The 12616-nt window shown below is 41.4% G+C and carries 14 protein-coding genes; 12 read left to right on the forward strand and 2 right to left on the reverse strand.

Annotated elements, in window-relative coordinates; translation table 11 throughout:
• Positions 1-128 precede the first annotated feature (128 nt).
• On the reverse strand, positions 129-1301 hold the full coding sequence (locus BSR19_RS03675) for a CynX/NimT family MFS transporter (RefSeq protein ID WP_061652239.1): 1173 nt from the start codon (positions 1299-1301) through the stop codon (positions 129-131).
• Positions 1302-1521: 220 nt separating this feature from the next.
• On the reverse strand, positions 1522-2364 hold the full coding sequence (locus tag BSR19_RS03680) for a DegV family protein (RefSeq protein WP_155198122.1): 843 nt from the start codon (positions 2362-2364) through the stop codon (positions 1522-1524).
• A gap of 125 nt (positions 2365-2489) precedes the next feature.
• On the opposite strand from BSR19_RS03680, the gene BSR19_RS03685 reads away from it, so the two are divergent.
• From BSR19_RS03685 to BSR19_RS03740, 12 genes are all read left to right on the forward strand, one after another.
• Complete coding sequence (locus BSR19_RS03685) at positions 2490-3059, forward strand: TetR/AcrR family transcriptional regulator (protein WP_156246584.1); 570 nt, start codon at positions 2490-2492, stop codon at positions 3057-3059.
• Positions 3060-3158: 99 nt separating this feature from the next.
• Complete coding sequence (locus tag BSR19_RS03690) at positions 3159-3731, forward strand: HD domain-containing protein (RefSeq protein WP_156246585.1); 573 nt, start codon at positions 3159-3161, stop codon at positions 3729-3731.
• A 49-nt stretch (positions 3732-3780) separates the two neighbouring features.
• Entirely contained in the window at positions 3781-4605 is an 825-nt protein-coding gene (locus BSR19_RS03695; RefSeq protein ID WP_156246586.1) for a CPBP family intramembrane glutamic endopeptidase, read from the forward strand.
• Between the two features lie 41 nt (positions 4606-4646).
• Positions 4647-5282 carry a copper homeostasis protein CutC gene (locus tag BSR19_RS03700; RefSeq protein ID WP_156246587.1) on the forward strand — a complete coding sequence of 212 codons (636 nt, stop codon included), beginning with the start codon at positions 4647-4649 and terminating at the stop codon, positions 5280-5282.
• Positions 5283-5405: 123 nt separating this feature from the next.
• Positions 5406-5678, forward strand: a complete 273-nt coding sequence (locus BSR19_RS03705; RefSeq protein WP_003094891.1) for a hypothetical protein — start codon at positions 5406-5408, stop codon at positions 5676-5678.
• A gap of 118 nt (positions 5679-5796) precedes the next feature.
• A complete protein-coding gene (locus tag BSR19_RS03710) occupies positions 5797-7044 on the forward strand; it encodes a DUF4767 domain-containing protein (protein WP_156246588.1) in 1248 nt (415 codons plus the stop codon).
• Positions 7045-7174: 130 nt separating this feature from the next.
• Complete coding sequence (locus BSR19_RS03715; protein WP_156246589.1) at positions 7175-8014, forward strand: DUF4300 family protein; 840 nt, start codon at positions 7175-7177, stop codon at positions 8012-8014.
• Positions 8015-8062: 48 nt separating this feature from the next.
• On the forward strand, positions 8063-8809 hold the full coding sequence (locus tag BSR19_RS03720) for a CPBP family intramembrane glutamic endopeptidase (protein ID WP_156246590.1): 747 nt from the start codon (positions 8063-8065) through the stop codon (positions 8807-8809).
• Positions 8810-8982: 173 nt separating this feature from the next.
• On the forward strand, positions 8983-10026 hold the full coding sequence (locus BSR19_RS03725) for a FecCD family ABC transporter permease (protein WP_156246591.1): 1044 nt from the start codon (positions 8983-8985) through the stop codon (positions 10024-10026).
• A 4-nt stretch (positions 10027-10030) separates the two neighbouring features.
• Positions 10031-10786, forward strand: coding sequence for an ABC transporter ATP-binding protein (locus BSR19_RS03730; protein WP_064523342.1), 756 nt, complete (start codon positions 10031-10033; stop codon positions 10784-10786).
• Between the two features lie 20 nt (positions 10787-10806).
• Positions 10807-11823 carry an ABC transporter substrate-binding protein gene (locus BSR19_RS03735; protein WP_156246592.1) on the forward strand — a complete coding sequence of 339 codons (1017 nt, stop codon included), beginning with the start codon at positions 10807-10809 and terminating at the stop codon, positions 11821-11823.
• A complete protein-coding gene (locus tag BSR19_RS03740; RefSeq protein ID WP_197092254.1) occupies positions 11804-12493 on the forward strand; it encodes an alpha/beta hydrolase-fold protein in 690 nt (229 codons plus the stop codon). Before BSR19_RS03735 ends, BSR19_RS03740 begins: the two co-directional genes overlap by 20 nt.
• Positions 12494-12616: the final 123 nt, after the last annotated feature.

Consider the following 12616-nt stretch of genomic DNA (forward strand, 5'->3'; position numbering starts at 1 on the left):
TGACGAGTCAAAAGCAATAAGGCTTGAACAAAGTGAAAGCCAGCGTCTTTAGGCGCTGGCTGGTATTATGGGCTTAAAGCCCTTGGTCAAACCACCCGTTAGACGGGTGGTTATGATTAGTTTTTCTCTTACAAAATTACGTCTGTTTTTTCAACTTTGTAAAGGGCTATTCCCATGATTATGGTCAAGACAAGAAGAATTAAAACAGCAGGGGTCCAAGAGTTAAAGAGTTGTTGGCTTGAACCGAACAAGACTGGACCAAGGGCTGCAAAGATATAGCCTCCGGTTTGGGCTAAACCTGATAGTTGGGCTGTTTTTTCAGGCGTGCTAGCCTTCATTGAAAAGGAAACCATCATGTAAGGGAATAGGACACTAGCAGAACTTCCGGTTAAGAGGTTAAGGACTAACCAATACACAAAGCTGTCTGTATTGACTAGAAGCATGGCAACTCCGATGAGTCCTACTAGGACGGTAGCCACTAGCATCAAATGGCGGTTACGATCAGAAAGTTTAGTGATTAGGCTAGGAACAATCATAGAGAATGGAATACTCGTCAGTGTGAAAACGGAAGCTAGAATTCCGGCATTAGCCTCGCCGACACCGGCTTGAGTGGCCATGGTTGGAAGCCAAGTGATAGTGGTATAGAAGAAGAGTGATTGTAATCCACCGAAAATCATGATAGCCCAGACCTTGCCACTCTTATACCAACTGCCTGAATTTTCGCTGGTAGAAGTTTCTTGTTCTAAGTAATGATTGTGATGGACATTAGGAAGCCAAACTACAAGAGCCAGGGCACAGACTGCTGTCAATACCCAGACTAAGCCTTGCCATGAGGTTGCCTTAGTGATTGGAACGGCTACCGATGAAGCCACAGCTGTGGACAAGCCCATGGCTGTAATATAGAGTGTGGTTAAGAATCCTAACTGATTTGGCTCATTAGCCTGAATTAGGCTTGGGAGAAGGACGTTGATAAAGGCAATTCCAGCTCCGACTAAAAGCGTTCCCACATAAAGAAGAGGGAGATTGACAGTACGTAAAGCAGAACCAAGTGTCATCACAATTAAAACACCGAGGAAGAGTCTTTCAATACCAAAGCGTTTGGCCCAGCTAGCCGCAAAAGGTGAGAATATCGCAAAGGTCAAGAGAGGGAGACTTGTCAAGAGACCGAGAGAACTGACCTCAACACCTAGACCAGAAGCAATGTCTGATAAGACCGTAGACAAGGTTGTGAACGGGGCCCGCAAAACGATCCCTAGAAGAAGGATTCCAGGGATTAGAAAATGTGAATGTTTCTGTTTCATAAACTATCTCCATGTTTAATAAGGGTATTTAAATTTATAGGCATATGACACTAATGCATCACTTCCATCTTACCATAAATGATGGGGATAATGAAAGCGGTTACGTTGGATTGTCAGGAAAGAATTTTTAGTTTTAAAATCCTATTCTGCTGATTATCAAATAGCATAATCTGATTTTTAAAAGACCGAACATGTAGTCCAGTCTCTTTTCAATGTCTTCTTAAATTTCATACCCCATAAGGAGTCCGCCTTCTTCAGCATAAAAACTACAGAGTCCAGAAGTAGGAAGGACTTCGATGCTTGCTTGGGCAAATTTTTCACGAACCAATTCAGAGAATTGCTCGATAAATTTTTCATTGTTGCGGTGGGCAATCGTAATGTGGCCTCCAGCATAACCAGCCTTGAGGAGTTCATCAAAGGCAGCTTTGATGGCTTTCTTTTGACCTCTGGCTTTTTGAAGCAATTCAAGAGTACCTGTCTTACTAGCTTCACCGACCATACGGATATTGAGGAGTCCAACAACGGTGCCAACCAGTTTACTTAGACGACCATTCTTCACCAAATTATCAACTTTGGCTAAAACAAAGAGCAACTTAGTCTTGGCTTGATAAGCTGTGATGCCATCAACGACTTGGTCAAAATCAAGGCCTTCAGCGACTAAGTGATTGAGTTTACGAACGATAAGGTCGACCTCGCCACCAGCTGACAGGCTATCAATCACGTGAATCTTAGTATCAGGATGCTCTTCCAGATAAATTTTCTTAGCGATTTCAGCACTATTGTAGCTACCAGAAAGGGTTCCAGTAATCGTCACGACGACGATATTGTTCGCTCCTTCAAAGGATTTCATATAATCATCAGGACTCGGACAGGCAGACTTAGAAGCAGTCATAGTCGCATACATTTCCTCCATCATTTGATCAATACTGAGTTGGGCATCATCCCTGTAAATGGTTTCGCCCACTTGGATAGTCAAAGGAACACTGACAAACTCCGTATCTGGTGCCAGATTGTCCAAAGAACGGTAGTCACAGCCTGAATCCGCAATAATTTTCCATTTCATAGGTTACACCTCATATCTGTATAATGTACATTGACAAGTTATTTGTCTTCTTTTACAATTTTATCATGAAGTGCATTGCTATCAAAGCAGATCTCATCAGGTGTGACAGATAGAAAGTGAATGTTATGGCAGAAAGAAAAATCTCAGAGAAATCCTTGGAAAATCTCAAACGATTTAACCAAGAAAATAAAGCAATTACACGAGAATCCATTGAAATTTCTCTCCTGCAATTGTTGGAGAAAAAAGACTTTAAAAAGATTACCATATCGGAACTTGTTGAACGTGCGGGTGTATCTCGTGCTGCCTTTTATCGCAATTATGGTTCTAAGGAAGAAATTTTGAAATCTATTTTTGAGTCTAGCATTGCAAAGATTACTAAGTCCTTGGACGGCTATAATCTCAAGACGGATCTTTACCAAGTCTGGGTTTATCTCCTTAAGGAAGTCAAAAAAGAAGCCAAAATCATCAGTCTTGCCATTGATTATAATTTTGAGCAGGTATTGATCAAGGCAGTTTATGATTTTTTGGAAAAACGAAATGGTAGCTCATCAAATGGTGCCGGTAGTTACCTCAATTCCTTTTGGAGCTCAGCTATTGTCTCAGTGATTTCCAAATGGGTCAAGGATGGCATGAAGACCCCAGCGGAAAAGATTGCCAAACTTGGTCTCCCGCTTTTTCCACAAAAGAGGAAGTAGTAATCGCTGAGAGGCGGTTTTTAAGTAAACTGCACCTCTCCATTACTAGTTCAAATGAATAGATAGAACTGTGCACAGATTATACAAAGGACAAGAACGATGATTGAAGAACGAATTCTTGCTGCTAAGCAGTATGTTAAAACCTTATTTGCTGATCGAGCGGATGGCCATGATGTGGCGCATACCCTTCGCGTCTATACCAATGCTATGAAAATCGCACAAGCAGAAGGTCTATGTGATCTGGAGATAGTGGGCTTGTCAGCTCTTCTTCACGATGCTGATGATTATAAATTGTTTCAAACAGAGAATAATGCGAATGCTCGCATGTTTCTAGAAGAGATTGGTGCTCCTAAAAAGCAAATCGACCAGATTTGTCGGGTTATCAATGCTGTTTCTTTCAGCAAAAATCGCGGTAAACATCCAGAATCGTTAGAAGGCAAGATTGTCCAGGATGCAGACCGCCTGGATGCGATAGGAGCTATAGGAATTGCGCGAACTTTTTCCTATGGTGGCCACAAAGGGAGACCCCTTACTGATACCGTCCAACATTTCCACGACAAGTTGCTCCTCTTAAAAGATGAAATGAACACGGAGACTGCCAAACAAATGGCAGAAAGTCGCCATCAATTTTTAATCACCTTTCTAAAAGAACTAGAGAAGGAATTGGACTGAGTGAAATATTGAAATTAACTTTGGTAAAAGACTTATTTGAAAGAAAGATATGCTAAATCAACTAATAAAGATACCTATTTTAAGTTGTTCAATTATATTTGTTATCTGCTCAGTAGCAAGGCTAATTGAATACTTCTATATTAGGACGGATGAAACCTTCTTATCTGAGATTTTTTTACATAAGCTTTTTGGAATTCTTCTACTGTGGGGAGTCCTTTCAATTTGTAAATTAAGATGGAAAGATATTGGTTTCAGTCCTGACGGAATAGTGAGTGCTATAGGGAAGGGGCTACTCTTTGGTTTAGTGTGTTCCGTCTTTGCATATACAGTTGAGTGCATTGTTCTCTTGTTGCTTCATGGCAATGTTCACTTATCGTTTTACGCCAGTGGTTTTTCCTTAACAAACGAAAAAGTATCTCAAGCAGGAATCTTACTTATTCTCTCAAGTGTGTTGTTTAACCTGATAAACGTATGGATGGAAGAAGGAGTTTTTCGTGGCATTTTCACAAAAATTCTTGAAGGGCTTTCTTACCGCAAGAGTATATTATTTATAGCCTTCCTACTTGGAATATGGCACTTGGTAATGCCCTTAAGAGATTATCTTCAAGGAGAATCGTCACTCGTAAATCTCATCGTCATGGGCATTGGCTATGTTATCTTAGCGGGAATGATGAGTATCAAATGGTCCTTACTCTACAAAATGACAGGTTCCTTATGGTTTGGGTTAGGAGATCATTTTTTCAACAATCTTGCTTCGAATCTAGTTCATGTGGTTTCAAATTCTGAAGCAGATAGTTTGCAGATTGTGAGAATCCTTCTATGGCAATTGCTATCATTTGCTATAGTGTTATGGGGTTATCAAAAGAGAAACTGAAAGTCAATCCCCTTGCTATTACAACTAATTGGAGGTTCAGTATGCCAATATATGAATTTTGTGCAGAGAATGTGACTTACTTAGAAAAAGCTTTTCAAGCCGGTGCTCAACGCGTGGAGTTGTGTGATAATCTGGCTGTTGGAGGCACGACACCTTCTTATGGTGTCATAAAGGCGGCTGTTGGGTTGGCCAAGGATTATCAGGCTAAGGTGATTGTGATGATTCGTCCACGAGGGGGCGACTTTGTCTATAGCCAGCAGGAATTAGCTATCATGCTAGAAGATATCAAGTGTGCGCGTGAATTGGGTGTTGACGGCTTTGCACTAGGTGCTTTAACTTCAGAAAACCAACTCTATACAGAAGCTCTAAAGACCTTGCTAGATGCTAGTCGAGGCTTAGAGGTCACCATGCATATGGCCTTTGACCAAATCCCTAAAGCAGCTCAGACTAGTGTTATTCAGTGGCTTAAGGACCATGGTGTGACGCGTCTTCTTACCCGTGCTGGAACTCCTGGGACTGCTCTAGACTTACGCTTGAAACGTTATGCAGAATTGGTTCAGCTAGCAGATTGTCAGTTGGATATTTTAGCAGGAGGTGGTATCTCCGTGGCTAATCGTGACCAATTTCTTGCCATACCTGGTCTTGAGCAAGTTCATGGAACACGTGTCGTCTTTTAGATTTACAATGGAACCAGCTTCTTGGCTCGGTTCCTTTTGATTTTTGTGCAATGGGAGGCACTTTGCTTTTCTAGTCATTCTTTGGTAAGCTATTACTATAGCATTAAAAAAATTGGGGGATGTATGTTAGATAATTTGTTAAAAAAGAACCCTATCTTGGGTGTCATTATTTATCCGTTATTAGGGCTAGGAGCTATTTGGCTTGGTCACTATTACTCACAGAGCCTTTCGCTATTGGAAAAAACGGGTGGTCAGATCAAGGTTAATACTTTTGTTTACATTGCCTATCAATTAGGTGGGACCAAACTCGTCATGGGGTTCTTTATTCTTTTAGCGCTTTTCTTTTTCTATCTGGGCTATACTTATCTTAAAAAACTTGGCAATACTCAGAAATAAGAACCAAGTTTATACACTAACTGCGGCTACTTGCTTGCAGTTTTTTCTTTTCTACAAGTCAACTAGAATCCCTAATTTATGCTAAAATGGAATTATTACGCTTCAAAAAGGAGATGAGATGAAAGCAGAAGAATGGTTAACCTATTTTATAAAGATTTATGGACGTCGCCCAAAGATGACAGAGGTCGACGAGGCGATACAAAATGGTAGTCTCTTGGCCAATCGAGCAGAAGTAGAGAGCTTATTGTTAGCATCTAAGAAGAGCTTTTGGCAAACCTTAAGTCAGTATGTTGTGACTCATAAGGTCGCAGCGTCAGTTCTTGCAGTTTCTTGTATGACGCTTCTTGGTGGTGGTGCCATTTTTGCTTGGCATTCCCTTCATTCACAAGCTCAACAAACGTCATCCCTTGCGGTTTCTTCGTCAAGCAGTCAGACTGGTCAGACATATTCCTCAGACAAATCTAAGCAATCGAGTTCCAAAACTTCTGACTCGTCTTCAAGCTCTAGTTCTCAAAGTCAGAGTGCCTCATCAGAAGCCAAAACGCCTGCCATGGATGTGGAAGCCATTCGAAAGGGTGATTTTTCAAGCATCGAAGGTGACTGGGTTTCTGACGGTGGTCATGTTGTGACCATTACCAAGTCAGGGCTCACAAAGTCTGAAGAGACAGGAAGTACTGATGGCAAGACTGTCGTTAAAGATTTCAACGGTCAGCCTATGTTTTATTTTGCGGACAATGGTCCAGGGCATGGGGTCAATCCTTTTGTACCTGTGCCAGCCAATCAAGCAGCACCGTCTCCGGACAATTCTGTCAAAGACACAGATCGTTTGGTTCAAATTCCAGAGTCTGCTGGGCCAGGGGTGGTTTACACGTCTTATTACAGAGTGAAAAGCAAGAACCAGTCCAACCAGACTAGCCCAACCAATACGACAGCCCTTTGGAATAGTGACAAGGCTGCCAAGCTCGCAAGTTACATGGTGGAGTTTGGGCACAAGATGAATCAAGAAAGTTATAGAAGGCTAACACCTAACGGAAGTGACGATTTCTTTGGTGCCATGTCTTTTGCTAAAAATAACCGCATTATTGTAGGTGAAAAGACAGAACAAAATGCCCCAATGACCAACCAACAAAAGGTAGACGTTGCCTTTTCTGACGATGGTACAGGTACAGCCGACTATATCATTGTAGACAGCTACGGGTATTCAGGTTCTGCCATGATTCTCTACCATTTCACCATCCATAAAGGTCAACCAGTGGTCCTAGTTTCCATGCAAAATCAGGGGAATCCTGAAAACATGTATTATATGTACCCTACCAATAATAAGGACATCCAAGAAGCCTTTGCCAATATTGTGAATGACAAGTGATGGTTTTGGAGACTAGTAAAAGCCAATATCTTCAATCTAAAGCCTTGGCAACAAGGCTTTTTCTTGTGGAAATGTATCCTGAGAATAAGTAGCTGTCAAAATCTGGTATAATAAAGCCAAGGAGGCGCCTATGATAACTTTGAAAAAACAGACGCTAATTCTTTTATCTATCTCTAGCCTGCTACTCGTCGGTTTAGCAGTTTTTGCACATCTCCACAAAAAAGAGGAGCAAGCAAATTACTCCAACCTTAATAGTAAGGCTAGTATTAGTGAGGTGCGAGCCCTACTCTCGAAACATTTGAACGAGGAGAGTGTGGATAACTTTATCAATCTGGTCAATGATTACAATAACACCGTGGGTTCTGTTGGACTTTCTGGGGATTTTGCGCCATTTACCAAAACGGACTATGATGTGGAAAAAATCAGTAGCCTGTGGACAGCCAAGCATGGTGACTTTATCGGTACCAACTGCCGTATCAACACCTACACGCTACTGAAAGGCAAAATCAAGATTCCTCAAGTCAAAAGTGATAGTGAGCTCCTTTTCCAAGACAAGGACGCCATTGACAAGGGCAAGCTCTTTAATGCCAAGGACCAGGCAAACTTTGACATTCTTTTTTCAAGGGTCAAGACTGAAGCTACCCAAGATGTCAAGGTTCACGCCAAGCATATGGAGGATTACTACAAACAGTTCACCTTTGATGACAAGGCACGCATGCTGTCGGTTGTTGTCCACGATAATTTGGATGGTGATTCCCTTTTTGTTGGTCACGTCGGAGTCTTGGTGCCTACGACGGATGGCTACTTATTTGTTGAAAAGTTGACCTTTGAAGAGCCCTATCAAGCCATAAAATTTGCTAGCAAGAAAGACTGTTACAAGTATCTCACAACCAAGTACAAGGACTATACCGGACCAGGTCTAGCCAAACCCTTTATCATGGACAATGGCAAATGGGTGGATATGGACTAGGTTATCGTGAGACGAAAGTTTGAATAGGGGAGAAAAAGGAACCAATATATGAAAAGAAAACAAGCCTTGTTGCTTTATCTGGCGGGCACCCTTGGACAAATTTTATTAGTTAGTCTCATTGTCTTGATTTTAAGAGCAGGAGGAGTTAGGGTTGATTATGGGACTCCAATTGGCCTCTTTACCCTTATGTTAGGTGGCTTGTCATCAGCCATTTGGGGAGGCTATGTTAGTATCCGCTATCATCACTCCAGTTTTAAACAGCTTCTCAGAGATTTTTTCCAAGTCAAACAAGCTCCTCTTAACTATCTCTTAGTCCTCATTTTTATAGGTTTGGATTTTTTACCACAGGTCTTTAGTGGGGAAATGATTAGTTCAACTTGGTATCTCCCCATAATTTTATTTGTAAAAGCCCTCGTCTTTGGTGGTATCGAAGAAATCGGTTGGCGCTATTTTTTCCAGCCTACTTTGCAAGAAAAGTTGACCTTTCTAGTGTCTACGCTGTGTACCTTTGTAGCCTGGTCACTATGGCATTTACTCTATTTTTACATTGATGGGTCTATGGCCACGGTTCATTTGCTACCATTTTTGCTAGGCTTATTAAGCAATTGTTTCATCTTATCCGCTATTTATACAAAGACCAGAAGCCTTTGGCTTTGTGTGATGACACATGCGTTGATCAATGCTTTATCGCAACTGTCATCAGTTGAGAACATTTGGTTATCCCTGGTGATTAAGGTGCTGATAATCCTTCTTGCCATGAGAATTGCTAGTAGCAGTGTGGAGAAAATTAAATGATAAATCGACTTTTTTCTCACTTTGCTTCAACTATTTATAAATCTTAAGAGTAGTTCAAGACTGCTCTTTTTTCTTTGTAAGTCTCAAATGACCTTGCCCTTCTTTTTGAGGCATGTTATACTAGAAAGGTATTGTCGAAATTTTCTGACATTACAGGTGGAAAGGAGGTGCTAATGCCTTTTAAAAAAACAAAACACCTTGTTTTTTCCCGCTACCTAAGCCTGCTCTGTTTGCTTCTATTTTTAGTAGTAGCATCAGTTTTTGTTGCAGTGTCCTTAGGAGCGGTCACTATAGATATAGGTGATACCTATGGTGTCATCTTCAGTAAATTGGGGCTTCCGATTGCCAGTCAAAACATAGCCAAACCACTTGAAGCTATTATCTGGAATATGCGAGTTCCTAGGGTTATCCTGGGGTTAATAGTTGGTGCAGGCCTTTCCATGTCTGGGAGTGTCATGCAGTCAACCGTCAATAATCCTATTGCTGAGCCCTATATATTAGGAATCTCGGCGGGTGCAACTTTTGGAGCAACCTTTGCCATCATTTTAGGCCTTAAAACTGTAGTAGGCTTGGGTGCCTTTGTGGGTGCTATCTTAGCGACGGTTCTTGTACTAATTATTGCCTCTATGCAGGGGAGAGTGACCACATCTGGCTTGATTTTATCTGGAACGGTTGTTAATGCCCTCTTTATTGCCTTTGCCAATTTTATAATCTCTATTGGAGCGACAGCAGATAGTGTCATGACCATTAAGTTTTGGACCATGGGTTCATTGACAGGAACATCTTGGTCAGATTTGATGCTTCCAGCAGTAGTGGTTGGTTTGGCCTTTCTCTTTTTCTCAACTCAGTATCGTGTCTTCAATGCCATGATGATGGGCGATGAAGCAGCTTTGACTTTAGGGATCCCACTTAAACTCTATTGGTATCTTTATATCGCCATCGTTGCGATCATAACGGCAGTCTTGGTTTCTAGTTGTGGTATTATTGGCTTTGTGGGCTTGATTACCCCCCATATTGCTAGAAGTTTAGTCGGGACTAATTATCGTAAGCTTTTTCCAGTAGCAACTCTCCTAGGTTCCTTGTTTGTGGTTTGGGCAGATGTCTTGGCTAGAATCCTCGTTAAAAATGCGGAGTTACCTATCGGTATCTTTACAGCCTTGGTTGGCGCACCTTTCTTTATTTATATTGTGACTAAAAATCGTAGGAAGGTGGTTTAGACTTATGGATGTAAAGTGTAAGGATATTCATTATTCGATTGGAGAGAAAAAAATCCTAAACGGTGTCTCTCTAGAGGTTGAAGGTGGGCAATTCCAGACCATACTAGGACCAAATGGGAGTGGGAAATCAACCTTGCTAAAAACCATTTATCGCCAGTTGAAACCAGATAGCGGTCAGATTTTACTTGATGGTAAAAGCCTAGATCAGGTAAGCCTAAAGGAAACTGCAAAAGAAATGGCTGTTGTGACACAGTTTAACACCCTTCAATTTGATTGCACGGTGGAAGAAATTGTCATGCTTGGCCGAACGCCCCACCTTTCCTTTCTACAAAAAGAATCGGAGCGGGACCACTTGCTCGTCCAGGATGCCCTAGACAAGGTTGGTATGTCTGAAAAGAAGACACGCTATTATTCGTCCTTATCAGGTGGCGAAAAACAAAGAGTTATCCTAGCGCGTGCTTTGGCTCAGGAACCCAAACTCCTTTTATTAGATGAGCCTACCAACCATTTGGATATTAAGTATCAGTTGGAGATGTTGGCCTTGGTCAAGGAACTCGGCATTAATGTTCTCGCAGTTCTCCACGATATTCAATTGGCCTGTCGTTTTTCAGATTATATTTACTTAATGAAAGGGGGTGAGATTGTTGCCCAAGGTGTCCCAAGGGATGCCGTAACCCCACAATCCTTGCAGGCAGTTTATGATGTTCAGAGTCGTATTACCTGGACGGATGACCAGCAGGCAATGATTCAGTATTTATAAGCCTAGGAAAGGAAGGCTTTATGAACAAGAAAACTTTTGGTATCGCATTAATCGCTGCAGCAGTCCTCACATTGACAGCATGCAGTTCTACATATAAAAACAGCACATCATCGTCATCAGCAGCAAAAGAAACGGTGAAAAAGACTAACTCAGAAACCCAGTATCCTTTGACCGTCAAAACTTATGACAATCAAGGAACTGAGCTAGATCAAGTCTTCAAAAAGGCACCAGAAAAGGTTATCACAAACAACCTTTCATCAACGGAAATTTTAATTGAGCTTGGTTTAAAAGACAAGATTGTCGGTATGCTTAACCCTGACAATGAAGTAACCGATAAATATAAGGAAGACATTGCCTCAATCCCACATATCGGTGATAAGAAGACAATCTCTCAAGAAGCCATCTTGGCTTACGGACCTGATGCCCTTATTGGTCGTAACATGATGTTCTCAGACAAATCAATGGGAACCATCAGCACGTGGAACAGCAACGACATTCCCGTCTATACGCAAAAAGCTTCTGTTTCAACAACCAAACAAGATTTGAATAATATCATCGAAGATGTTAAAAATATTGGTGACATTTTCAACGTTCAAGACAAGGCAGACAAGTATGCAGAACAACTCCAAAAGCGTATCGACGCCGTTAAAAAGAAAAACAAGTCTTCTGACAAAGACTTGAAGAAGGCTCTGATCATGTGTGCCTACAATGATGAGACCTTTGGAACTTACAAATCTGCCCTTCAAGAAAGTATGCTTAATCAGCTTGGCTATACCAATGTTGCGACAGGAACATCAGATTTGACTCTGGAAAATCTCGTGTCTATGGAACCAGAATTGATTATCTATGTAACTAGTGACCGTAATAAGGCCATGGACAAGGATGCTACAGACAAGATGGAAAAGAACGCTGTTCTTGAAAATGTACCAGCCGTTAAAAACAAGAAAATCATGACTATTTCTTATGATGAGCTTATGGATTACGGTCCATCTGTGATTGATTCTCTTGAGAAGGTTAATGACTTTGTTAATAAATAAAGACTTTGTCTGCCATGGCATTCGAGTGACGATTGCCCTTCCTGAGTCTTATGATGCTACTAAGACTTATCCAGCTGTTTTTCTGAACGATGGACAACTGGATTATATGGGAAAACTAGCGGATTCCGTTATCCTGGTAGGCCTTGAGCCCAAGAATCGCTTGGATGATTTTACACCTTGGTATGCTCAGGCTTTGAGACCTGGAAGTCCTGATTTTGGTGGCAAGCTAGCCAGCTATCATGACCAACTATTTGGCCATATTTTAAATAGCATCCAAGAGGAGTTTCGATTGGATGACAGTCGCATGGCTTACGGAGGCTACTCACTAGGTGGTTTGGCTGCTATTTCCAGTCTTTATAGCAGTGATAAGATGCCTTTTATCTTTTCCATTTGTGGATCCTTTTGGTATCCAGATTTTGTAGATTACTGCCAATCCCATCAGCTTCTTAATAAGTCTTGCTCGGTCTATTTATGTAACGGTTTGACCGAAGGGGCTAATCATAAGAATAGACTGGCCAAGGCTCCTAGCTTTGCCAAAGAAGTACATGAACGCATCAAAAAACAGTGCTTGTCCACTTATTCAGCATTTGACCCCTACGGTCATCATGATAATCTCCAAGAAAGATATGATGGTTTTTCGGACTGGTTGATTGAAGAGTGGAAACTCTGAAATGCTGCTATTGGTGATTGAGTAGGAAAGAGAGAAGAAAAGTAGTGAAGAAGATTCCGACGATGGAATCTCTTCACTACTTTTTGTTATGCTCGAAAACTACCATCACAGTTGATGCTTCCG

This window comes from Streptococcus salivarius (assembly GCF_009738225.1).
In the GTDB taxonomy this organism is placed as follows: domain Bacteria; phylum Bacillota; class Bacilli; order Lactobacillales; family Streptococcaceae; genus Streptococcus.

Coding starts and splice junctions, on each gene's coding strand:
- BSR19_RS03675 (WP_061652239.1), bottom strand. CDS start 1,301: ATGAAACAGAAACATTCACATTTTCTAATCCCTGGAATCCTTCTTCTA.
- BSR19_RS03680 (WP_155198122.1), bottom strand. CDS start 2,364: ATGAAATGGAAAATTATTGCGGATTCAGGCTGTGACTACCGTTCTTTG.
- BSR19_RS03685 (WP_156246584.1), top strand. CDS start 2,490: ATGGCAGAAAGAAAAATCTCAGAGAAATCCTTGGAAAATCTCAAACGA.
- BSR19_RS03690 (WP_156246585.1), top strand. CDS start 3,159: ATGATTGAAGAACGAATTCTTGCTGCTAAGCAGTATGTTAAAACCTTA.
- BSR19_RS03695 (WP_156246586.1), top strand. CDS start 3,781: ATGCTAAATCAACTAATAAAGATACCTATTTTAAGTTGTTCAATTATA.
- BSR19_RS03700 (WP_156246587.1), top strand. CDS start 4,647: ATGCCAATATATGAATTTTGTGCAGAGAATGTGACTTACTTAGAAAAA.
- BSR19_RS03705 (WP_003094891.1), top strand. CDS start 5,406: ATGTTAGATAATTTGTTAAAAAAGAACCCTATCTTGGGTGTCATTATT.
- BSR19_RS03710 (WP_156246588.1), top strand. CDS start 5,797: ATGAAAGCAGAAGAATGGTTAACCTATTTTATAAAGATTTATGGACGT.
- BSR19_RS03715 (WP_156246589.1), top strand. CDS start 7,175: ATGATAACTTTGAAAAAACAGACGCTAATTCTTTTATCTATCTCTAGC.
- BSR19_RS03720 (WP_156246590.1), top strand. CDS start 8,063: ATGAAAAGAAAACAAGCCTTGTTGCTTTATCTGGCGGGCACCCTTGGA.
- BSR19_RS03725 (WP_156246591.1), top strand. CDS start 8,983: ATGCCTTTTAAAAAAACAAAACACCTTGTTTTTTCCCGCTACCTAAGC.
- BSR19_RS03730 (WP_064523342.1), top strand. CDS start 10,031: ATGGATGTAAAGTGTAAGGATATTCATTATTCGATTGGAGAGAAAAAA.
- BSR19_RS03735 (WP_156246592.1), top strand. CDS start 10,807: ATGAACAAGAAAACTTTTGGTATCGCATTAATCGCTGCAGCAGTCCTC.
- BSR19_RS03740 (WP_197092254.1), top strand. CDS start 11,804: ATGACTTTGTTAATAAATAAAGACTTTGTCTGCCATGGCATTCGAGTG.